The sequence below is a fragment of the Elioraea tepida genome, from assembly GCF_019203965.1.
Classification (GTDB): Bacteria; Pseudomonadota; Alphaproteobacteria; order Acetobacterales; family Acetobacteraceae; genus Elioraea_A; species Elioraea_A tepida.
In genome coordinates this window covers 2,681,079-2,701,501 of sequence record NZ_CP076448.1, presented here as the reverse complement: position 1 = coordinate 2,701,501, position 20,423 = coordinate 2,681,079, and the positions used below count along the sequence as shown (strand labels likewise).

The 20,423-nt window shown below is 68.0% G+C and carries 21 protein-coding genes and 2 tRNA genes; 4 read left to right on the top strand and 19 right to left on the bottom strand.

The annotated features are described in order from the left end of the window. Positions 1-30 precede the first annotated feature (30 nt). From KO353_RS12995 to KO353_RS12940, 12 genes are all read right to left on the bottom strand, one after another. Positions 31-106: transfer RNA gene (locus KO353_RS12995), tRNA-Phe, on the bottom strand. 59 nt (positions 107-165) lie between these two features. Continuing rightward, on the bottom strand, positions 166-375 hold the full coding sequence (locus KO353_RS12990) for a DNA gyrase inhibitor YacG (RefSeq protein WP_218285155.1): 210 nt from the start codon (positions 373-375) through the stop codon (positions 166-168). Next, the gene (locus KO353_RS12985; protein ID WP_218285154.1) at positions 372-1,568 is read right to left on the bottom strand and encodes a ribonuclease E/G; all 1,197 of its coding nucleotides are present in this window, start codon (positions 1,566-1,568) and stop codon (positions 372-374) included. Before KO353_RS12985 ends, KO353_RS12990 begins: the two co-directional genes overlap by 4 nt. Then, complete coding sequence (locus KO353_RS12980; protein WP_218287389.1) at positions 1,547-2,161, bottom strand: Maf family protein; 615 nt, start codon at positions 2,159-2,161, stop codon at positions 1,547-1,549. The genes KO353_RS12985 and KO353_RS12980 overlap by 22 nt, the downstream gene beginning before the upstream one ends. Next, on the bottom strand, positions 2,158-2,376 hold the full coding sequence (gene infA / locus KO353_RS12975; RefSeq protein WP_218285152.1) for a translation initiation factor IF-1: 219 nt from the start codon (positions 2,374-2,376) through the stop codon (positions 2,158-2,160). Before infA ends, KO353_RS12980 begins: the two co-directional genes overlap by 4 nt. Before the next feature lie 80 nt (positions 2,377-2,456). Next, positions 2,457-3,764, bottom strand: a complete 1,308-nt coding sequence (hisD, locus tag KO353_RS12970) for a histidinol dehydrogenase (protein ID WP_218285151.1) — start codon at positions 3,762-3,764, stop codon at positions 2,457-2,459. A 7-nt stretch (positions 3,765-3,771) separates the two neighbouring features. Then, complete coding sequence (gene hisG / locus KO353_RS12965; protein ID WP_218285150.1) at positions 3,772-4,467, bottom strand: ATP phosphoribosyltransferase; 696 nt, start codon at positions 4,465-4,467, stop codon at positions 3,772-3,774. Between the two features lie 67 nt (positions 4,468-4,534). Beyond that, positions 4,535-5,296: a hypothetical protein gene (locus KO353_RS12960; RefSeq protein ID WP_218285149.1), complete on the bottom strand. Its 762-nt coding sequence runs from the start codon at positions 5,294-5,296 to the stop codon at positions 4,535-4,537. Continuing rightward, entirely contained in the window at positions 5,293-6,480 is a 1,188-nt protein-coding gene (locus KO353_RS12955) for an OpgC family protein (RefSeq protein ID WP_218285148.1), read from the bottom strand. The genes KO353_RS12960 and KO353_RS12955 overlap by 4 nt, the downstream gene beginning before the upstream one ends. A 15-nt stretch (positions 6,481-6,495) precedes the next feature. Next, the gene (murA, locus tag KO353_RS12950) at positions 6,496-7,758 is read right to left on the bottom strand and encodes a UDP-N-acetylglucosamine 1-carboxyvinyltransferase (RefSeq protein WP_218285146.1); all 1,263 of its coding nucleotides are present in this window, start codon (positions 7,756-7,758) and stop codon (positions 6,496-6,498) included. Between the two features lie 7 nt (positions 7,759-7,765). Continuing rightward, positions 7,766-8,320 carry a dCTP deaminase gene (dcd, locus tag KO353_RS12945; protein ID WP_218285144.1) on the bottom strand — a complete coding sequence of 185 codons (555 nt, stop codon included), beginning with the start codon at positions 8,318-8,320 and terminating at the stop codon, positions 7,766-7,768. 319 nt (positions 8,321-8,639) lie between these two features. Then, a tRNA-Val gene (locus KO353_RS12940) sits at positions 8,640-8,714 on the bottom strand. A gap of 110 nt (positions 8,715-8,824) precedes the next feature. Here KO353_RS12940 and KO353_RS12935 point away from each other — a divergent pair. The 3 genes from KO353_RS12935 (at position 8,825) to KO353_RS12925 (ending at position 11,378) form a co-directional block, all read left to right on the top strand. Then, the gene (locus KO353_RS12935; RefSeq protein ID WP_218285143.1) at positions 8,825-9,712 is read left to right on the top strand and encodes an N-formylglutamate amidohydrolase; all 888 of its coding nucleotides are present in this window, start codon (positions 8,825-8,827) and stop codon (positions 9,710-9,712) included. A 56-nt stretch (positions 9,713-9,768) separates the two neighbouring features. Next, the gene (locus KO353_RS12930) at positions 9,769-10,332 is read left to right on the top strand and encodes a GNAT family N-acetyltransferase (protein WP_218285141.1); all 564 of its coding nucleotides are present in this window, start codon (positions 9,769-9,771) and stop codon (positions 10,330-10,332) included. Positions 10,333-10,589: 257 nt separating this feature from the next. Beyond that, entirely contained in the window at positions 10,590-11,378 is a 789-nt protein-coding gene (locus KO353_RS12925) for a lytic transglycosylase domain-containing protein (RefSeq protein ID WP_218285139.1), read from the top strand. Between the two features lie 185 nt (positions 11,379-11,563). Here the strand turns inward: KO353_RS12925 and KO353_RS12920 are convergent, their stop codons facing one another. The 5 genes from KO353_RS12920 to KO353_RS16775 form a co-directional block, all read right to left on the bottom strand. Beyond that, positions 11,564-12,694 carry a CaiB/BaiF CoA transferase family protein gene (locus tag KO353_RS12920; protein ID WP_218285138.1) on the bottom strand — a complete coding sequence of 377 codons (1,131 nt, stop codon included), beginning with the start codon at positions 12,692-12,694 and terminating at the stop codon, positions 11,564-11,566. Positions 12,695-12,842: 148 nt separating this feature from the next. After that, positions 12,843-13,397, bottom strand: coding sequence for a hypothetical protein (locus KO353_RS12915; protein ID WP_218285137.1), 555 nt, complete (start codon positions 13,395-13,397; stop codon positions 12,843-12,845). Further along, positions 13,397-14,566, bottom strand: coding sequence for an acyl-CoA dehydrogenase family protein (locus KO353_RS12910; protein WP_218285136.1), 1,170 nt, complete (start codon positions 14,564-14,566; stop codon positions 13,397-13,399). Before KO353_RS12910 ends, KO353_RS12915 begins: the two co-directional genes overlap by 1 nt. Before the next feature lie 26 nt (positions 14,567-14,592). Continuing rightward, positions 14,593-14,835: a hypothetical protein gene (locus KO353_RS12905; protein ID WP_218285134.1), complete on the bottom strand. Its 243-nt coding sequence runs from the start codon at positions 14,833-14,835 to the stop codon at positions 14,593-14,595. Positions 14,836-14,856: 21 nt separating this feature from the next. Beyond that, complete coding sequence (locus tag KO353_RS16775) at positions 14,857-14,979, bottom strand: hypothetical protein (protein ID WP_268906191.1); 123 nt, start codon at positions 14,977-14,979, stop codon at positions 14,857-14,859. 105 nt (positions 14,980-15,084) lie between these two features. Here KO353_RS16775 and KO353_RS12900 point away from each other — a divergent pair, with 105 nt between their 5' ends. After that, entirely contained in the window at positions 15,085-16,092 is a 1,008-nt protein-coding gene (locus tag KO353_RS12900) for a 2-hydroxyacid dehydrogenase (RefSeq protein ID WP_218285132.1), read from the top strand. 359 nt (positions 16,093-16,451) lie between these two features. Here KO353_RS12900 and KO353_RS12895 read toward each other — a convergent pair whose 3' ends face one another. Both KO353_RS12895 and KO353_RS12890 read right to left on the bottom strand, forming a co-directional pair. Further along, positions 16,452-18,131 (bottom strand): hydantoinase B/oxoprolinase family protein, encoded by a 1,680-nt coding sequence (locus tag KO353_RS12895; RefSeq protein WP_407928196.1) that lies wholly within the window; start codon positions 18,129-18,131, stop codon positions 16,452-16,454. 11 nt (positions 18,132-18,142) lie between these two features. Then, on the bottom strand, positions 18,143-20,218 hold the full coding sequence (locus tag KO353_RS12890) for a hydantoinase/oxoprolinase family protein (protein ID WP_218285130.1): 2,076 nt from the start codon (positions 20,216-20,218) through the stop codon (positions 18,143-18,145). Between the last annotated feature and the right edge of the window lie 205 nt (positions 20,219-20,423).

Genomic DNA, 20,423 nt, shown 5'->3' with positions numbered 1-20,423 from the left:
GAGAACGACAACCCAACCCCTTGAAAACGCTGGTGCCCAGGGGCGGAATCGAACCACCGACACTGCGATTTTCAGTCGCATGCTCTACCAACTGAGCTACCTGGGCATCCCGTGGCAGCCAGGGTCTGATAGCCGAGGCGCTTGGTCGTGTCCATCACCTGCGGCTCAGGTCTCCGGAGCCGCGCCGTGACCGCGCCCCTCCTCGCCTGACGCCTGGTCACCGTCCACGCGATAGGCCCCTGTCAGCCAGCGGTGCAGGTCGATGTCAGCACAACGACGGCTGCAGAAGGGGCGGAAGCGCGTAGCCTCCGCTCCTTCCGGCGGTGGCCGGCGGCAGATGGGGCAGACGCCGTGGCGGTTTGTTTTGGCTCTCATCGGCGCGAATCCTCCACGCGCCAGGCTTCGGGAGGCAAGCTCGACTCCTCGATGAGGGCGAGCGGATGGCCCAACCGGACGGCAAGGGTGGCGAGCGCACCCGTTTCGGCCCGGGCGGCGGCGATCACGGAGGGTGCGGCGACAAGACGCGGCACCGCGCCAGGCTGTCTTGCCAGACGCAGCGCTGCCCGGAACGCCGCGAGCGCGTGCGTCAGCGGCGAGAGCACCGTGCCTTCGGCGGCCGTCCCAAGCACCTCCGGAAGCGGCGGGTGAACCCGCGGGCGCACGATTTCGAGGAGGCCAAGGCGCGAGAAGCCGAGGACCGAGGCATCGGAAGCCCAGGCCGCGAAGGCTTTCGTCGCCTCCGCGATCAGAGCCGAGCGTGCTCCCCGCCCTCCGGGCAGCCCTGCGAGGTCGAGCACGATCGGGCCGCACAGCGAGCGAAGCGCGACCTGGCGCGCGGCCTCCGCGATGGCGGCACGGTTGGCCGCTTCGCGTTCGGCCCGCGCACTTCCGCCGCCCGTCGGCCCGGTGTCAACGTCTATGGCCGTCACCGCCGGGGTGAGCGAGATCCGCAGCCGACCGCCGCGCGGCAGTCTGACCTCGGGAGCAACGAGCGCCTCGATCTCCTCCTCGAGCGCATCTTCGAAAAGAGGTGTCGACGAGGTCCTGACCCGGTCATGCAAAGCCGGAAAGCGGTGGCGGATGGAGGCCGCGAGGTCCGGGTCATCCGTCACGATCACCTCGGGGCTGGTGGCGAGCGCGCGTGCGATCGCATCCGGCCCTGCCTCGACCAGGGCGGGCGGTGGGAGGGAGGCGGCGCGCGCACGGTCGGCAGGCGGGATCCGGGCGGTGGCGCGCGCGCCCTTTCCGTCCATCGCAGCACGGGTAACCCGCACGGCGATCGCCTGCCCCGTGTGCACAAGCGCGCCGATCGGTCGTGACGGGCTGCCGTCGGGTCGATCGGGGTCGGCCTCCTCGGCCGGAAGGAAGGCATCCACCCCCGGGGCGAGGGCGAGAAAGGCACCGGCAAGCCCTGGCGCGACCGAGACGACGCGTGCATGGAACAGGGCGCCGACGAAGCTTGGGTGACCTGGGCGCTCGACCATGTAGGCGACAAGCCGGTTGCCGCGCAGCCGCGCGAGGCGGTGCTCTCCCGGGCTTGCCGAGATCAGGAGCCAGCCATCCGCCATGGGACGGGATAGCCGAGACCCGCGAGCAGCGAGGCGGTCTCAGCGAGAGCAAGCCCGACGACGTTCGAGTAGCTGCCGCTGATGAATGGGATGAACGCCGCCGCAATCCCCTGGATGGCGTAGCCGCCCGCCTTGCCGCGCCACTCTCCGGAAGCGAGGTAGCTTTCGATCTCGGTCCGATCGAGCCGTCGGAACCGCACGACCGTGGCAACGAGACGCTCGGCCCGACGCCCGTCGGGGGCGATCACGGCGATCCCCCCGACCACCCGATGCCGCCGGCCTGAGAGCGCCTCGAGGTAGGCGCGCGCCTCGTCCTCGGTCTCGGGCTTCGGAAGGATCCGCCGACCAAGGGCCACAACCGTGTCGGCGGCGAGGATGAACGCGCCAGGGCGACGGGCTGCGACGGTCTCGGCCTTCGTGCGGGCAAGACGCGCGGCAAGCTGTCCGGGCAGTTCGCGCGGATGCGGCGTCTCGTCGATCTCGGCCGGGTCAATCTCGGTCGGAAAGAGGCGGAGCTGGCGCAAGAGGTCGCTCCGCCGTGGCGAGGCGGAGGCGAGCACGAGCGGTGGGGCCTCTCCCGCCCGGTCGGCTATTTGAAGCGGAACGTGATCCGCCCCTTGGTGAGGTCGTAGGGCGTCATCTCCACCCTCACCCGGTCGCCCGCGAGCACGCGAATGCGGTTCTTCCGCATCCTGCCCGAGGTGTGGGCGAGGATGGTGTGATCGTTGTCCAGTTTCACCCGGAACATGGCGTTGGGCAGAAGCTCCGTCACCATGCCGTCGAACTCGATCATGTCTTCCTTTGGCATCACCCCTCATTCGTCACTGGGCCGACCTTCCATCGGCCGGCCCCCACGCACTTGGAACATGAGTCGCACCGCCGCGAGGGTCAAGCAGCGCGCCCCGCGAGCCGGAGCGAGATCGAGCGCGCGTGCGCGGGAAGGCCCTCGGCCTCGGCGAGCGCCACGGCCGCTGGCCCGATGGCGGCAAGGGCCGACTCGTCGGCCGACACCCAGCTGGTGCGCTTGAGGAAATCGAACACTGACAGGCCCGACGCGAATCGCGCCGTGCGCGACGTGGGGAGGATATGGTTCGGCCCGGCCACATAGTCCCCGAGCGCCTCGGGGCAGGTCCGGCCCAGGAAGACGGCGCCTGCATGCCGGATGGCCGCGAACAGCGCGGTGGGCTCCGCCACGGCGAGCTCGAGGTGCTCCGGAGCAAGGCGGTTGACCAGTTCGGCCGCCTCCGCGAGATCGCGGCAGAGGATGATTGCGCCGTGCGCGCGCCAGGAAGCAGCGGCGATCCCGGCCCGTGGCCCGGACGCAAGCTCCTCCTCGACCGCCGCTGCCACGCTCTCGCCAAAGCCCCTGTCGTCGGTGATCAGGATCGCCTGCGCCGCTTCGTCGTGCTCGGCCTGGGCGAGCAGATCGACCGCGATCACGCGCGGGTCGTTCGCGCCATCGGCCACCACCACCACCTCCGAGGGGCCGGCGATCATGTCGATGCCAACCTGGCCGAACACGAGGCGCTTGGCGGCTGCGACGAAGGCGTTGCCCGGCCCGACGATCCGGTCGACCGGGCTGATCGTCTCCGTGCCGTAGGCGAGAGCAGCGACCGCCTGGGCCCCGCCGATGCGCCAGACCTCTGTCACGCCAGCGCGGCGGGCGGCCGCGAGCACGAGCGGATTGAGCATGCCCTCCGGAGCAGGGACGACCATCGCGATCCGCTCCACGCCGGCGACGCGCGCGGGGATCGCGCTCATCAGAACGGAGGACGGGTAGGCCGCCTTCCCGCCGGGGACATAAACCCCGACGCTGTCGAGCGCGCCCCAGCGCAGGCCGAGTTCGACGCCGGATGCGTCCCGCATGGCGACATCAGACGGCATCTGGGCACGGTGGAAGGCAGCGATCCGCTCGGCGGCAAGGTCAAGCGCAGCCGACAGCTCGGCCGGGATCGCGGCATCGGCCGCCTCGATCTCCGCTTCCGTCACGCGGAAACGCTCGGGCGTGAGCGTCACCCGGTCGAACCGCGCCGTGAACTCCGCCACCGCGTCGTCGCCGCGCGCGCGCACGGCGGCGATGATGGCGGCGGCGGCCGCCTCGGCATCGGTCGAGATCGAGACACGGTCGGCGAGCAGGGAGGCGAAGCTCGACTCGAACCCCTCCTCCCTCGTGTCGAGGCGCCGAGGACCGTTCATCTCGAGCTCACCCCGCCACCGCGGCACGGAACCGCGCGATCCAGGCGCCGAGCAGATCGGGGCGGGTCTTCAGAGCGGTGCGATTGACGATCAGCCGCGCCGAGACATCGGCCACATGCTCGATCTCGACGAGCCCGTTGGCGCGCAGCGTCGAGCCGGTCTGCACAAGGTCGAGGATCAGCCGCGAGAGGCCAAGCGAGGGGGCGAGCTCCATCGCCCCCGAAAGGTGGACCACATCCGCCGTCACGCCGCGGGCCGCGAAGTGGCGCCGAGTGATGTTCGGATATTTGGTCGCCACGCGAACCTGGCTCCAGCGCGACCCGTCATCGCTCGACGCCGCATCCGCTTCGGGAGCGGCGATCGAGAGCCGGCAACGGCCGAGACGCAAATCAAGTGGGGCGTAGAGCTCCGGATAGTCGAACTCGGCAAGAACGTCCGAGCCGACGACGCCGAGCGCCGCGGCGCCGAAGGCGACGAAGGTCGCGACGTCGAACGAGCGCACGCGGACAACCTCGAGACCCCGCTCGTTGGTGCCGAAGCGCAGGCGGCGGCTGCTCTCATCCGCAAAGTCCGGATCAGGCTCGATCCCGGCGCGCGCAAGCAGGGGTCCGAGCTCGCCGAGCAGTCGGCCCTTCGGCAGCGCGAGAACGATGGCCTCGGATGCACCCGCCCCACGGGCGGGCCAAAATAGGGGAGCATTCACGCGCGGCGTGGTAGCACCCCTCCCGCAACGCAACAAGCGCGAGGCGCACGGCGACGACAACAGGCCGTCAGCGCGACGCTCGGCGGACGCCGTCACGGATCATTTCAGCGAGCGCGTGCGCGAGGCAGGCGTGCAGGAGGTCGGCCTGCGCCCGCCACTCGCTCCGCGGGGCGCGTTCGACGTCGATCTGCCCGGAGGCGGCCCAGAAACGCATCAGCTCGTACCGCTGGAAGGCAAGGACACCCGGGTGCGCATTGGCGATGCTGTCGAGACCGTGCCGATAGGGCCCGTAGTTCACTGCCGCGCGCGAGAACCTGCTGAACTGCATGTCCATCAGGATCACGTCCGCAGGATGCTTGAGCGCCTTCTCGACCCCGGCGGCGATGGTCTGGCCGAAGCCGTCAGGGTCGATGCCGCGCACGGCATCGACCGTGCCGGACTGCCAGATCAGGAGGTCGGGCCGGAACGCCTCGAGACCCTCGATGACAATGGGAAGAAGGTCGCCTGCGGTCAGAGCTCTCCCGCCGCGTGTCTGGACGGCCACTGACACGCCCGGGAATGCAACGGCGAGCTCCTTCTCGAGCCGCTGGGTGTACAAGGCCGCCTGGGCGGAAGTGCCGCCGAGGGTGGTGGAACCCGTCCCGACGATCAGCACCCGCAAGACGCCTCGCTTCGTGATCGCCGCCGCGGTGTTGGGCAGCGCGCCGGCAGCGGTGGTGAACTCGGCCGGCGCGGCGCAGCGCTGATCGGGCGAGGCCAGCTGAGCCGACGCTGACGACGCGAGGGCCAGAACGGCGAACGCAACGAACGATCTGCTGCAGCCGATCATGATTGACCGCTAGCAGGCCGGGGCATGACATCCAAGGGGGTGTGAGAGGATGCGTCCCTTCCCCCCTTCCCTGCGCTGCCCTTGCCGACGCTGTCGTACCACGCCTGCAGGGCCGAGACGGCAACGCACACGGACCATCCGACCGCCGCGATCACCGCCTGTGTGGCGATGCTCGCGTTCCATTCCTGCATCACGAGCCGGCCGAGGAAGGACAGGAAGACCCCAAGCGCGAACACCACAAGCCCGTGCTGGCCGGGCAAGGTGAAGGGCTGTGCCCACCAGGACAGCAGCCAGGCCGCGCCGGGACGGACGAGCCTCTGCGCGAGATGGGCGAGCGCCAGAAAATGGGCAAGCCGAACAGGGTGCAGCCCGGACTTGTCGATCCCAGTGTAGATCAGTGCGGCAAGCGGCTCCGGGATCGTGTTGTATACGAACGGAAGCCGCCAGACGGCGCTGATAAAGAGCCCGGCGATGGCGATCGCCACCGTGAGCGGCAACAGGGCCGGTTCGGCGCGCCGCAGCAGCGCGCGGCCGCGCTCCGGCATCGCGGCGACGGTCGCGCCGAGCATGAAGAGGAACTGCCAGGCAAGCGGGTTGAAGAACCACTCGCCCTGGGCGGTCGGCAGATTGAACCGGGTGAGCCGGACGAGCAGGTAGAGCCCGCCCGAGACGCCGAGCAAGGCAAGCGGCCGGCGCAAGAGCGGCAGCACAAGGGCGAAAAGCAGGAGCACAACGATATAGAGCGGCAGGATGTCCATGAAGGCCGGCTGAAACCGAAGCGACAGCGCGTCGAGCACCGCGATGTGCGGCTCCTCGAGGAACGCGCCGATGTTGATCTCGTCGATATAGGCGGGATTGGCGAACCGCGCCGCCGACCACGAAACCTGCGCAACGAAGGCAACGAACATGAAGATGTGCACGACATAGAGTGTCCAGACCCGGAGCAGCACCGCCGTCGCGGCGTAGCCCCAGCCGAAGCGGTCAAGCGAGCGGCCGTAGGCGATCGCGGCCGAATAACCGGCCAGGAAGATGAAGGTCTCGGTCGAATCGGAGGGGCCGAGCACCTGGATGGTAGCCACCCAGAAGGCGTGATCGGGGATGTGGCCGACAAAGATGCAGTAGAGGGCGAAGCCGCGGAAAAAATCGACGCGAATGTCGCGGTTGGTGCGGATCAGCGACCGCATCGGCGCACGCGGACGTCAGCCTGGAATGCGCTCGATGACGGCGCCGCACGCCGCGAGCTTCTCCTCGATACGCTCATAGCCACGATCGAGATGATAGACGCGGTGGACCACGGTTTCCCCCCGAGCGGCGAGGCCCGCAATCACGAGCGACACGGAGGCACGAAGGTCGGTCGCCATCACCGGTGCACCGGACAGGGCGGGCACGCCGCGGACGATGGCCGAGGCCCCATGGACGACGATCCGCGCCCCCATGCGCGCCAGTTCGGGGACATGCATGAACCGGTTCTCGAAGATCGTCTCGGTCACCATCGACGCGCCCTCGGCGACGCTCATCAACGCCATGAACTGCGCCTGCATGTCGGTCGGAAAGCCGGGATAGGGCTCAGTCATCGCGTCCGCCCCATGCAGCCCGTTCAGCCGCCGCACCGCGAGCCCCCCCTCCACCTCGGTCACCTCAACCCCCGCCTCGCGCAGCGTGCGCACGACTGCGCCGAGATGCTCAAGGCGCGCATCTTCAAGCAGAACCGACCCGCCGGTGATCGCGGCGGCGCAGGCATATGTGCCGGTCTCGATCCGATCCGGGATGATCCTGTGAGTCGCTCCCCCGAGGCGCGCGACGCCATGGATGGTGAGCCGGTCGGTGCCGACGCCTTCGATGCGCGCCCCCATGGCGGTGAGACAGGCCGCGAGGTCGCCGATCTCAGGCTCGCGCGCGGCGTTGACGAGGACGGTCGTCCCCTCCGCCAAAGTTGCGGCCATCAGGAGGTTCTCGGTCGCGCCGACCGAGACGAACGGAAAGATGATGGTCGCGCCCTTGAGGCCACGTGGCGCCGTGGCCGTGACATAGCCTCCCTCGAGGTTGATCTCGGCGCCGAGCTGTTCGAGCCCCTTGAGATGGAGGTCGATCGGCCTCGTCCCGATGGCGCACCCGCCCGGAAGCGACACCCGGGCAAGGCCGGTGCGCGCCAGAAGCGGGCCGAGAACGAGGACCGAGGCGCGCATCTTGCGCACGATGTCGTAGGGTGCCTCCGAGGACGTGATGCGGCCGCCGATCGACAGCGTGCGCCCGTCATTGCCGATCGGCTCGACCGCGACACCGAGCGTGCGGAGCAGGGATGCCATGGTGGCGATGTCCGCGAGCGCGGGAACGTTGGAGAGAACGAGCCGCTCGTTCGTCAACAGGCCCGCCGCCAGGAGGGGCAACGCGGCGTTCTTCGCGCCGCTGATGCGGATTCTCCCCTCGAGCGGCCGCCCGCCACGAATCCTGATCCGGTCCACGGAGGCCTCAGAGCTTCGGCAGCGCCACGCCGCGCTGGCGCATGTATTTGCCGCCGCGGTCTGCGTAGGACGTTTCGCAGGGCTCCTCGCCCTTGAGGAACAGGAACTGGCAGATCCCTTCGTTGGCGTAGATCCGCGCAGGCAGCGGCGTGGTGTTGCTGATCTCGATCGTCACCTGGCCTTCCCACTCGGGCTCGAGCGGTGTGACGTTGACGATGATGCCGCAGCGCGCATAGGTCGACTTGCCAAGACAGATGACCAGCACATCGCGCGGGATGCGAAAATACTCGACCGTGTGCGCGAGGGCGAAACTGTTGGGGGGAATGACGCAGACATCCGTCCGGCGGTCGACGAAGGAGGCGGGAGAGAACGCTTTCGGGTCGACCACGGCGCTCTCGACATTGGTGAAGATCTTGAAGTCGGGAGCGACGCGGGCGTCGTATCCATAGGACGACAGCCCGTAGCTGATCACCCCCTCGCGCATCTGCTTCTCAACGAAGGGGGTGATCATGTCCCGCTCGAGCGCCATGCGGCGAATCCAATGGTCGGGCATGAGGCCCATCAGGGGCGACTCCGGCAGGGTGCGTGGCGACGAAAGCGTGTAGCGGAGCGGCGCGGGGGCCTCAACCGCCCAGGGTATCGGGCCGCGTCACGCCCGCAAGGGCTCGCGTCTTCACCTTGCGGCGGCGCAGGTTCTCCCGCAGCGCGGCCGCACTGCGCGCGACGCGGGCGGATTTTGCTCCGCCGCCGGCCGGCGCCGGCGATGACCGGTCATCCTTGCGAGCGGACTTTGGAGGGGGGGGTGGCTCCATGCGGCGCCCAGGTGAGGTCCCTCGACGCCCAAGTCAAGCAGGCAGAAGGAGCGTGGGAGCGCCGACCGTTGGTGGGCGCGAGAGGGATCGAACCTCTGACCCCCACCGTGTCAAGGTGGTGCTCTCCCGCTGAGCTACGCGCCCTCGGCGCGAGCGTATACCGGGAGGCCTCACCCCAGGCAAGCGAGGCACTCGCCCGCAAGGTACTCCGGCACGGTGACAGGCGGCCGGAAGCGGTGCTTTCATCGCGGGCGATGGATCTCCCGGTTCGCCCCGACACCTCGAACGCGGTGGAAACCGCCGCCTATGCCGTCTTGATGCCGGAGCCCCAGCGCGCTCCGCTCGTGTTCGCCTCGCCGCACTCCGGCCGCCGATATCCTCCGCAGTTCCTGGCGGCCGCTCGGCTCGATGCACATGCTTTAAGGCGCAGCGAGGACAGCTTTGTTGAGGAACTGTTCGAGAGCGCGCCGCGCCATGGCTGCCCGTTGATCCACGCCCTGTTTCCCAGGGTGTGGTGCGACCCCAACCGCGAGCCCTGGGAACTCGACCCGGAGATGTTCGATAGCGAGCTTCCCGCTTGGGTGAATGCCGCCTCGCCGCGTGTCGGCGCCGGGCTCGGCACGATCGCCCGGATCGTGGCGACCGGAGAGCCGATCTATCGCCGCAAGCTCTCCTTCGCCGAGGCCGAGGAGCGTATCGCCACCTGCTGGCGGCCCTATCACGAGGCGCTCGCAGGCCTGATTGCGGCGACGCGGGAGCGGTTCGGGCTCTGCCTTCTGATCGACTGCCACTCCATGCCCACTCTGACTGCACAAGGGCCGCTTCGGCCGCCCGAGATCATTCTCGGCGACGCGCACGGCACATCGGCGAGCCCGAGCGCGGTCCGCCGTCTTGAGGAGGCGTTCCTCGAGGCGGGATTCAGCGTGCGTCGGAACGACCCGTATGCAGGCGGCTACGTCACGCGCCACTACGGGCGGCCGCACCACGGTGTCCACGCGGTGCAGATTGAAATCGCCCGAACCCTCTACATGGATGAGGAGCGGATCGTCCGACATGGCGGCTTCGACGCGCTGCGCGACCGGCTCGAGAGGGTGATCGCCACGCTTGCGACCGCGGACTGGGCCATGCTCGAACGCGGCTGACGCGCGCTTCCCCTGCCGTTCCCCGTTCGCGGCACGAGTCTCCCTCGGGTGTCGAGATGCACCGGATTTCCGCCCAAGCCCCGCTCGTCCGCGCCTCGGTCGAGGCCGACATTCCGGCCATCGCGGCCATCTACCGCCACCACGTCACGACCGGCCTCGCAAGCTTCGAGGAGACATCGCCCGACCTCGCGGAACTCGCGAGGCGGCGCGAGGCCGTGCTCGCCAGCGGCCTTCCCTGGCTGATCGCCGAGGACCTTGACGGCAAGGTGGTGGGCTATGCCTACGCGGCACTCTACAGGCCACGAAGTGCCTATCGCTTCACGGTCGAGGACTCGATCTACGTGGCTCTGGGAATGATAGGCCGAGGTATCGGGCGGTCCCTTCTCACCGCCCTGATCGCCGAGACGACAGCCGTGGGGTACCGACAGATGATCGCCGTGATCGAGGATTCCGGGAACCACGCATCGATCGCTCTCCACAGGTCCTCCGGGTTTCGCGAGGCGGGGCGGCTCCGGAGCGTCGGCTTTAAGTTCGGCCGCTGGGTGGACAGCGTGCTGATGCAGCGGGCGCTCGGCCCAGGCGACACCGTCTTGCCTCGAGACCGCCCTTCCCGAGGATGAACGCGAAAAAAAGGCCGCCCCGAGGGGCGGCCAAGTTTAGGGAGGAAACGTCCAAGAAAGGCAACAAGGCCGCATTCACGACCATGCTGCGGTGCACAATGTAGACTGTGCCCTGAAAGCCTGCAAGGTTTTTTTGCACTGCACCAGAAGCATGCCTGTCCCCTTTGGATGCATGGGTTCGAAGCTTCTGTTGACACCGCAGAAACCCGCGCTCTCACGCTGCGGATTGGCACGAACGTTGCTCGAACCCCCGCGGCATGAGCTCGTTCAAGACCCTGATCGCCGTCACGCTCGCGCTGCTGGCCGCCGTGCCGTGCGCGTACGCCAACCAAGGGCTCCCCGCAGCGCCCGCCACTCAGCTCGCCAGCGAGCCGATCCGTCTCTGCCGCGCGGCAATCCGCGCGGCAGAGCGCGCGCATGGGATCCCCAACGCACTCCTTGCCGCTCTCGGCCGGGTCGAGAGCGGCAGGCGCGATCCGGTGACCGGCAATTTCGGCCCATGGCCCTGGACCATCAATGCCGAAGGCCGTGGGCAATTCTTCGCCACCAAGGCGGAGGCGATCGCTGCCGTCAGGCGGCTCCAAGCGGAGGGTGTGCGGTCGATCGATGTCGGCTGCATGCAGGTCAACCTGCGGCACCATCCTGATGCCTTCGCCTCTCTCGAAGATGCGTTCGACCCTCAGAAGAACGCCGCCTATGCCGCCCGCTTCCTTGTCTCACTCCACGAGGCGTCGAAGAATTGGCTCCAGGCTGCCGCGAACTACCACTCCCACACGCCGGAGCTCGCGATCGCCTATCAGCGCCGCGTGATGGCCGCATGGCCCGACGAAAGCCGGATTGCGGCCGAGGAATACCGTGCGGCGCAGCTCGCTGTCTGGGCCGCGCGGCCGGCTGCCGCCGTGGGAACAGGTGCACCAGCACGCATCCTGCCGGGGCCGAGCGGAAACCGAGCCACAGGCATGGGGCTCGATGCCTACCGCGCCGCGCCGATCCCCGTTGTGACGCCCCTTGGCAGCCGCGTTCCATCGGTCAGACGCGCCCCTTGATTCGCACATGCCAGATATGCATTCTCCAGATGCCAGCATCGAAAAGGAACGAGACTATGCGTGTCCTTGCAACTGCCGCCCTCCTTGTCAGCTTTGCTGTTGCACCGGCCCTTGCCGGCCCGTGCAGCGCGCCCCCGCCGGCGCCGAACACCTCGTCACTGCCGCCCCCCTCTTCCCCGGCCTGATCAGCCGGCAAACTCCCTTCTGATCGCGTCGCTGTGCTGGCCGATGGCCGGCACAGCGCCATAGTCCCGATCGCCGCAAGCCCATCGCACAGGGGGAGCGGCGTAGGAGATCTCGCCGTTCGGCGTCGCGACCGTGATCCGCCTCAGCGCAGGATGACGCGCAAGGTCGGGCACCTCGTTCACGAACCCGTACGCGGTGCCAGCCAAAGCCAGTCGCTCGGTGACGGTCGCGCGGTCGAGGCTCACGAACACAGACGCGATCGTGGCATCGAGTTCTGAACGGTTTCGCACCCGAGCGACGTTCGAGGCGAAACGCTCGTCGGTCGCGACACTCGGGTCGCGCAGCACCTCCCGGCAGAACGCAACCCATTCTCGCTCGTTCTGGATCGAGATCAGCACTTGTCCGCCGTCAGCGAGCGCAAACGCTCCGTATGGGGCGACAGATGGGTGAGCGAGGCCGACGCGCGGCGGCGGGCGACCGGTGCCCTCGTAAGTCAGGAGCGGCACGTTCATCCAGTCCGCCATGCCGTCGAACAGAGACACGGCAAGTCCGGTTCCCCGGCCGGACCTGTTTCGCTCGATCAACGCCTCTAGCACCCCGGCGTAGGCAGCCATGCCGCAGGCAATATCGCACACCGAGGTCCCGACCCGGCCTGGTCCCTCCGGCCTGCCGGTGACAGAACAGAGCGCCGTCTCCGCCTGCACGAGTAGGTCATAGGCTTTCATCTGAGCGTAGGCGCCCTCTTCGCCATAGCCTGAGATGTCGACGGTGATGAGGCGAGGGTAGCGTTCTCGGAGGGACGCCGAACCGAAGCCGGCTCGTGCGGCAGCGCCTGGAGCGAGGTTCTGGATGAACACGTCGGCGCGGGCGAGGATTCGATGCAGGAGCGCCGCGTCCTCAGGGTTCTTGATGTCAGCGACCAGACTTTCCTTGCCGCGGTTCAGCCAGACGAAGTAGCTGGAGAGGCCCTTTGCGTAGTCGTCGTAGCCACGAGCGAAGTCGCCCTCCGGCCGCTCGATCTTGATCACCCGCGCGCCCGCATCGGCGAGCTTGCAGGACAGGAACGGCGCAGCCACCGCCTGTTCCAGTGTCAGAACGAGCAGCCCCTCAAGCGGTTTCGGTGCCGGCATGGTCGATGTCCTTTCCCCGAAGTCCAGTCTCTCGATGCGCCGGCGAGGAGGGCAGCTGGTCCAGCCTCACCATCTGAAAGCGCGTTTCCCTCCCGCTTGGCTGTCAGCGCAGCACTCGCTTGCTTCGGAGCAGTGGCCGCGCGCGCCCTCAGAGCGTATTCGCCGCGCGCGGATCGACCCAAAACCCCGCCGGCCCCGCGTCCGGCCCGCCGCCGAGATAGGTCATGCCGGGGGCGACGGTCGCTGCGAGGATGAAGGTCTTCTCCGGGAGCAGGATCCACTGTGGGATGCCGCTGCCGACGGGATACTGGTCTGGCTCGCGCATAGCCGGGTCATGCCCAGTGGCGGGAATGATCTTGACGATCCGCTGCGGCCCGCCGAACACGAAGCTCTCGGCGAGGGAGCGCTTCACCCGCCCCATGTCGAGGAACCCCGCGGTGTCTGCCTCGACCGTCTGGCGGGCGAGGCCCTGCTCCGGCGGGCCGATGCGACCTCCTGAGAGATGAGAGTATCCGGCGAGAGCAATCTCCCCCGGCGCGACCTTCTCCTTCAGGAGCAGAAGGCTCCAGCCCCGGTCGAGCCTGCCCCGGTGGTCGCCGATCCTTGCCTCGAGCTCCCGCGCCGGCCGGTTGACCACGAAGATGAGGCGGGTGACGAACCCCTTGGCCTTTAGAAACGTTCCCGGCGGCGGAAGTTCAGGCATCAATAGCTCCGCGGCATGCCGAGAACGTGCTCGGCAATGTACGAGAGCACGAGATTGGTCGAGATTGGGGCAATCTGGTACAGACGCGTCTCGCGGAACTTGCGCTCGATGTCGTACTCCTCGGCGAAACCGAACCCGCCGTGGGTCTGCACGCACGCCTCTGCGGCCGCCCATGAGGCCTCGGCGGCGAGCATTTTCGCCATGTTCGCCTCCGCCCCGCAATTGAGCCCGGCTTCGAATTTTTCGCAGGCAGCCCTGACCATCAGCTCCGCGGCGCGCCACTGCGCGTAGGCGCGGGCGATCGGGAACTGCACGCCCTGGTTCTGCCCGATCGGGCGGCCGAAGACGTGCCGTTCCTTGGCATAGGCGACCGATTTCTCGGTGAACCATTTCGCATCGCCAATGCATTCGGCAGCGATCAGGATGCGCTCGGCGTTCATCCCGTCGAGAATGTAGCGGAACCCCTTGCCCTCCTCACCGACCAGGTTCTCAGCCGGAATCTCCATGTTGTCGAAGAACACCTCGCAGGAGTTGTGGTTCATCATCGTCCGGATCGGGCGGATGGTGAGCCCCTTGCCCCGGACCGCCCGCATGTCGACGATGAAGGTCGAGAGCCCCTCCGTCTTCTTCGCAACCCGGTCACGTGGCGTCGTGCGGGCGAGCAGGAGCATCAAGTCGGAGTGTTCCGCTCGCGATGTCCAGACCTTCTGGCCATTGACGATGTACCGGTCCCCCTCCCGTCGCGCGGTCGTCCGAAGTGAGGTCGTGTCACTTCCGGAGGTCGGCTCTGTCACCCCGAAGGCCTGGAGCCGCAGACGTCCGGCGGCGATCTCGGGCAAATAGGTCCGCTTCTGCTCCGGCGATCCGTGGCGGAGGATGGTCCCCATGATGTACATCTGCGCGTGGCAGGCCGCGCCGTTGCAGCCCTGGCGATGGATCTCCTCGAGAATGGCCACCGCACCCGAGAGCGGCAGGCCAGCGCCGCCATACTCCTCGGGGATCAGCGCCGCGAGATACCCAGCCTCGGTCAGCGCTCGGACGAACTCCGTCGGGTAGCCCCGTTCGGCGTCCAGTTTTCTCCAGTACTCGCCGGGAAATTGCGCGCAGAGCTTCGCCACCTCGCCGCGCAGGTCGGCCCAGGCATCGTCGCGCAGAAGCGTGTGGTCCATCGGTCAAACTCCTCCAGGAGCCGGGATTAGGCCTGCTGCTTCGCTGTGGCAAGCGCCAGCATCCGAGCCTTCGGGCTGACCCGCTGCAACGCCGCGGCGTCGAGGAAGCCGAGCGGCGTCCTGGCGGTCCCCTGCTCCGGGGCGCCCGCACGCGCAACGCTGAAGGCGAGCCAGAGCAGCGAGGCCAAGCCGCTCGATCTCGGCGCGAGATGCAGCGTGGGGCTCACCGCGAAGGGGCCCGCGAGGCCAAGCCCGACCAGCACGATCATCGATTGGAATCCGAAGCTCAGTCAGAGCATGTGCGGCAGCGCCGCCCGCACGCCGCGGTTGGCGGAGGAGCGGGCGACATTGGCCAGGTTCGACCCCCGTGTTCTCGGGGCGACGAAGTCGACCAGGGCCGGCAGCGCCTCCATCACGCGAAGGATGGAGCCGGGTGGCTGACCCCGTCAGCCGGCAGACACGGCAGGCGCGCGCATGTAAGGCTTGCGGCTCCCGAAGGCTCGACGGAGGCCCATCGGATGCGCGTCGCGATGTTCAGCACCAAGCCGTATGACCGCAGGAGCTTCGAGGAGGCAGGGACGGCCGGCCTCGACTTCCGCTGGCTCGAGGCGAGGCTGACCCGGGAGACCGTCTCCCTCGCCGAGGGCTCACCGGCGGTGTGCCTGTTCGTCAACGACGAGGCGGATGCGTCCGTGATCGCTTCGCTCGCAAGCGGCGGCACGCGGCTGATCGCGCTTCGATGCGCCGGCTTCAACAACGTCGATCTCGCGGCAGCCGAGGCGCACGGCGTCTCCGTCGTGCGCGTCCCCGCCTATTCGCCGCACGCGGTCGCGGAGTTCACCGTCGGGCTCCTGCTCGCGCTCGTGCGTCGGATCCACAAGGCCTACACGCGAACGCGCGAGAACAATTTCTCCCTCGACGGCCTTCTGGGATTCGACCTCCACGGCCGCACGGTCGGCGTGATCGGCACCGGGCGGATCGGCGCTCTCGTCGCCCGGATCATGCGCACCGGCTTCGGCTGCCATGTGCTCGCGCACGATGTGCGCCGCGCGGCAGCGCTCGAGGAGATCGGCGTCGTCTATGCAAGCCGTGCGGAACTGCTCGCGAACGCCGACATCATCACCCTGCACTGCCCTCTCACGCCTGAAACGCACTACCTTCTCGACCGGCAGAGCCTCGCTCTGCTCCGGCCCGGGGCGATCGTGGTCAACACCTCGCGTGGCGCGCTGATCGACACCGAAGCCGCGATCGACGCCCTCAAGACCGGCCAGCTTGGCGGCCTCGCGATCGATGTCTATGAACAGGAGGCCGATCTGTTCTTCGAGGATCTCTCCGCCGAGATCATCCAGGACGACGCGCTGCAGCGCCTGCTGATGTTCCCCAATGTGTTGGTGACCGGCCACCAGGCCTTCTTCACCCGCGAGGCGCTCAGCGCGATCGCCTCGACGACGCTCGCCAACATCCGGGATTTCGCCGCCGGGCGGCCGCTCGTGAACACCGTGACGGCTGCCTCCGTCAAGGGATGACCAGGACATCCCCGAGGCAGTGACCGGACGGTCTTGAAGCCGCAATGACGCCGGTTCAGTCGCTCACTCTCGCAGAATGCGGTGCCTTTCACCCGAGAGCGCAGTATACCGCCGAGGGTCACACCACCAGCCTCCGCTCCGCACGCGTATTGTCCGACTGTTTTGATCGCGAGAAGAGAGGCGGTATTGCCTCTCCGACCGTCCGCAGCCTTCGCTCGCCTTGGATCGTTGAGATGAAGGCCTAGGTCACTCCGGCCGAAACGTGCCCGGCAGCCGCGAACGCGCCTCGCGCTGGTCCTCCGCGGGCGACGGGGCACCTCGGCATCGCCGTGCACCGCGCAGGCGTCGCGACCGCTCGCTCACCCGGCCCAGCCGTAATCCGCGAGCGCCCGCTCCGGGCTGATCAGCCCGTCGGCGATGTCTCGGGCGATCGCCTCGCAGTCACGCTCCCTCGGGTCACCCATGCCGCCCCCGCCCGGCAGAAGCAGGACCAGCCGGTCTCCCTCCGGAATGATCTGGAAGCCCTTGGTGCGCAGGACCGCTCCTGACTTCAACTTGACCACCCCCGACGCTCCGTCGCGGCCGCCGAGCCGGCCGCGCGGCGGGTTCCCCACGCGATCGAAAATGGCATTGACGGCGAACTCCGCGTCCCCCTTGGTGCCGATCTCCAGGATCTGGCCGAAGCCCCCCCGCGTGCGGCCCGCACCCGCGCTGTCGGGTCGAAGTTCCTTCCGCCAGAACACAACCGGCGCGACATTCTCTGTCGCCTCCACGGGCATCGTCCGCACGCCAGAGGGAAAGGCGATTCCGGAGAGCCCATCCTTCGTCGCGCGCGCGCCCGTGCCGCCCGAGTTGAACGTGATGATCTCGAAATCCTCGATCTTGGCCGCAGGTCCTGACACCTGCGTGCCGCCACGCAAAGGCGGATTCCACAAACACGAGGCCCCCTCGGCCGCAACTCTCTCCGGGACGGCTTGGGCGAGGCACCCCATCATCAGATCGGGCAGGAGCTGCCCCACGACGTGCCGTACCGCCACCGGGTAGGGCCGCGGAGCGTTGAGGATGCAGCCCTCTGGAATCCTCATCCGGAACGGCTGCAGCGACGCCCAGTTGTTCGGGATATCCGGCGCGACGACGACCTTGATCCCGAAACAAGAATAGGCGCGGCAATAGGCCGGCGGAACGTTGATTCCCCGCGTCGAGAGACCCGACGTTCCCGAGAAATCGACCTCGATCGTTCTGTCCCCGATCGTCATCGCGGCCGCGAGTGTGACCGGAGCCTCATAGCCGTCGGAGCGGATCTCGGCACGGAAGGTCCCTTTCGGCAGTTTCGCGATCTCCGCTTCCGTTGCGCGCAAGCTCGCGTCGAAGATCACCTCGGCAAGGGGGTCGAGCCCCTCCATGCCGAACTCCTCCATCATCTCGATGAGCCGCCTCGCGCCTGCCTCATTGCACGCACACAACGAGTAGATGTCGCCTTCGAGCTCGATGGGCGTGCGTGATCCCGCCCGAATGAAGTCGAAGAAGGTCTCGTTGGGACGGCCTTGCTCGAAGCACTTGACGATCGGGATGTAGAGCCCCTCCTCGAACACTGAACGCGCCTCCGGCCCCATGCCGAGACCGCCGATATCGATGATGTGGGCGGTGTTGGCGAAGAGGCCGACGATCCGGCCATGCAGGAACGCAGGCGTGACGACGGTGAGGTCGTGAAGATGACCTGTCCCCAGCCAAGGATCGTTGGTGATGTAGTGATCGCCGGGCCGCATCGTCTCGGCGGGGAACTTCGCGAGGAAATGCGCCACACTCTCCATCATCGAGTTCACGTGCCCGGGCGTTCCCGTCACCGCCTGTGCGAGCATTCTCCCCTTGAGGTCGAAGACGCCGGCCGAAAGGTCGCCGGCCTCGCGCACGGTGGTGGAGAAGGCTGTTCGGATCATCGTCTGGGCCTGCTCTTCGACCACCGCGATCAGCCGGTTCCACATGACCTGGGTCTGGATCCTCGCAAGCGCCGAGAGCTGGCGGTCGGCCATCTGGTGCATCGCCTGCCTCCTCAGGGATTGCTGCGGGTGAGGCGAATGTAGCCCAACCCGTCGATCCGTGCCGACCAGCCGGGCCCGACCAAGGTCGAGGTCTCGTCCTCGGCGATGATCGCAGGGCCGGCGAGCATCGACCCAGGCGAAAGGGCGGACCGCTCGTAGACGGGCCAGTCCGAGACCGTTCCGGTTGCCGTGTCGCGTACGGCCAGGTGGCGCGCGGGCGTCGCCTCGACGGCGTCCGGCTGGACCGGTTCGGGGATGACGGTGTCCGATACGGTCGCGACCGTCACCGAGAACGAGAGAATCTCCACGTCGGAACCGGGAACCGGCCGATCGTAGAATGCGGCGTAGAGGCGGTCGTAGTCCGCCCGGATGGCGGCAACAGCGTCGAGGTCGAGTGTACGGGAGGGGATCGGAACGGCAATCTCATGGCCCTGCCCGACATAGCGCATGTAGGCGAGTCTGCGCTCCTGAACCTCCCCCCCTTGAGAACCGAGCGCGACCACAGCCCGCGCCTCCTCGCTCATCGCGACGAGCAGCGCATTGACGGCCTCCACATCGAAGGTCGCGAAGCGCTGATAGAGGCTCCTGACAACCTCGAAGGACACCGGCGCACGGAGGAAGCCAATCGCCGAGCCGACGCCGGCACCGGACGGCACGAGCACGGAACCGATCCCGATCTTCTCCGCGACGCGGTAGGCATGCACCGGACCGCCGCCGCCGAAGGCGATCAGCGTACGCCCGCTGAGGGTCTTCCCGCTCTCGATCGCGTGCACGCGTGCCGCGTTCGCCATGTTCTCGTCGACCATCTCGACAACGCCGAGCGCAGCCATCTCCGGGACGAGCCCGAGCGGCGCACCAACCTCTCGGTCGAGCGCGTCCCGCGCGGCATCGGGGAACAGTTTGAGACGGCCGCCGGCGAACCGAGTCGGCTCGTAGCGACCGAGCACCAGGTTCGCGTCCGTCACGGCGGGCCTCGTGCCACCGCGGCCGTAGCAGGCTGGCCCAGGGTCGGCACCGGCGCTCTCGGGGCCGACGGCAATGCGCCCCATGCCGTCCACATGCGCGATGCTTCCACCGCCCGCTCCGATCTCGACCATCTCGATCACCGGAATGCGCAACGGCAAGCCGGACCCCTTCTTGAAGCGTCCGACCCGCGCCACCTCGAAGCTTCGGGACGACTGAGGACGATAGTGATCGATCAGGCACACCTTGGCGGTCGTTCCGCCCATGTCATAGGAGAGAACGTGCGCGAGCCCGGTCTCGCGCGCAATGTGAGCGGCGAAGATCGCGCCCCCGGCCGGCCCGCTTTCGACCAGGCGGATCGGGAAGCGGCAGGCGATGTCGACGGTGGTCAACCCACCGCCCGACAGCATCAGGAACAGCGGCGCAGTCATCCCCGCCTCGCGCAAGCCCCTCTCGAGCTTTCGCAGGTAGCGGCTCATCAGCGGTTGCACGTAGGCGTTGGCGACCGTCGTCGAGAACCGCTCCCACTCGCGCATCTCGGGCGAGACCTCGGAGGAGAGGCTCACCGGAACGCCCGGCAGCTCCTCGGCGAGGATCTCGCGCACCCGCTGCTCGTGCGCGCCATTGACATAGGCGTGCAGGAAGCCGACCGCGATCGCCTCAATCCGCTCGGCCTTGAGCAGCGGCACGAGCGCGCGCACGGCCTGCTCATCGAGCGGCTTGAGCACAGCGCCGGTGTTGTCGAGCCGTTCCGGCACAGGGAGGCGAAGCCGCCGTGGCACAAGTGGCTCGGGCAGGACGATCTGCAGGTCATACTGGTCGTAGCGCGCCTCATTGCCGAGGGCGAGCACGTCGCGGAAGCCTTCAGTGGTGATCAGAGCCGTGCGTGCGCCCTTGCGCTCGATCAGCGCGTTGGTTGCGAGCGTGGTCCCATGGACGAGAACGCCGATTTCCGAGGGAACGAGACCGGCATCCTTGAGGATCGCCGCCACGCCCTCCAGCACGCCCTTCTCCGGGGCGGCGGGCGTCGTCAGAACTTTGGCCGTCCATCGGCGGCCGCCATGCTCGAGCGCGAGGTCGGTGAAGGTTCCGCCGATGTCGACGGCAAGCCGCGCGCCGGCCATCAGCACGAGGCCCTGGACTCTAGAACCGCCAGCGCGGGGCATTCTTTGGCGACGTCTTCCATGCACATGTCCTCCTCAGGGATGCGGCAGCACTTCCCGATACGTACAAGGATCGTTCCAGGAGTGGTGTCCGCGTGGGCGAAGATTGCCGCATCCTGTCGGCAGTCGGAGAGCATAGTCCGTTTCGCGCTGCGCCGTGCAGGGG

What these genes read in the sequence shown, in the direction of transcription:
- KO353_RS12920 (WP_218285138.1), bottom strand. Translation starts at nt 12,694, where the DNA reads ATGCCGGCACCGAAACCGCTTGAGGGGCTGCTCGTTCTGACACTGGAA.
- KO353_RS12960 (WP_218285149.1), bottom strand. Translation starts at nt 5,296, where the DNA reads ATGATCGGCTGCAGCAGATCGTTCGTTGCGTTCGCCGTTCTGGCCCTC.
- infA (WP_218285152.1), bottom strand. Translation starts at nt 2,376, where the DNA reads ATGCCAAAGGAAGACATGATCGAGTTCGACGGCATGGTGACGGAGCTT.
- KO353_RS12955 (WP_218285148.1), bottom strand. Translation starts at nt 6,480, where the DNA reads ATGCGGTCGCTGATCCGCACCAACCGCGACATTCGCGTCGATTTTTTC.
- KO353_RS12990 (WP_218285155.1), bottom strand. Translation starts at nt 375, where the DNA reads ATGAGAGCCAAAACAAACCGCCACGGCGTCTGCCCCATCTGCCGCCGG.
- KO353_RS12890 (WP_218285130.1), bottom strand. Translation starts at nt 20,218, where the DNA reads ATGGCCGGCGCGCGGCTTGCCGTCGACATCGGCGGAACCTTCACCGAC.
- KO353_RS12905 (WP_218285134.1), bottom strand. Translation starts at nt 14,835, where the DNA reads ATGATCGTGCTGGTCGGGCTTGGCCTCGCGGGCCCCTTCGCGGTGAGC.
- KO353_RS12985 (WP_218285154.1), bottom strand. Translation starts at nt 1,568, where the DNA reads ATGGCGGATGGCTGGCTCCTGATCTCGGCAAGCCCGGGAGAGCACCGC.
- KO353_RS12895 (WP_407928196.1), bottom strand. Translation starts at nt 18,131, where the DNA reads ATGCACCAGATGGCCGACCGCCAGCTCTCGGCGCTTGCGAGGATCCAG.
- dcd (WP_218285144.1), bottom strand. Translation starts at nt 8,320, where the DNA reads ATGGGCCTCATGCCCGACCATTGGATTCGCCGCATGGCGCTCGAGCGG.
- hisD (WP_218285151.1), bottom strand. Translation starts at nt 3,764, where the DNA reads ATGAACGGTCCTCGGCGCCTCGACACGAGGGAGGAGGGGTTCGAGTCG.
- KO353_RS12925 (WP_218285139.1), top strand. Translation starts at nt 10,590, where the DNA reads ATGAGCTCGTTCAAGACCCTGATCGCCGTCACGCTCGCGCTGCTGGCC.
- KO353_RS12900 (WP_218285132.1), top strand. Translation starts at nt 15,085, where the DNA reads ATGCGCGTCGCGATGTTCAGCACCAAGCCGTATGACCGCAGGAGCTTC.
- KO353_RS12930 (WP_218285141.1), top strand. Translation starts at nt 9,769, where the DNA reads ATGCACCGGATTTCCGCCCAAGCCCCGCTCGTCCGCGCCTCGGTCGAG.
- KO353_RS12910 (WP_218285136.1), bottom strand. Translation starts at nt 14,566, where the DNA reads ATGGACCACACGCTTCTGCGCGACGATGCCTGGGCCGACCTGCGCGGC.
- KO353_RS12935 (WP_218285143.1), top strand. Translation starts at nt 8,825, where the DNA reads ATGGATCTCCCGGTTCGCCCCGACACCTCGAACGCGGTGGAAACCGCC.
- KO353_RS12915 (WP_218285137.1), bottom strand. Translation starts at nt 13,397, where the DNA reads ATGCCTGAACTTCCGCCGCCGGGAACGTTTCTAAAGGCCAAGGGGTTC.
- KO353_RS16775 (WP_268906191.1), bottom strand. Translation starts at nt 14,979, where the DNA reads ATGGAGGCGCTGCCGGCCCTGGTCGACTTCGTCGCCCCGAGAACACGG.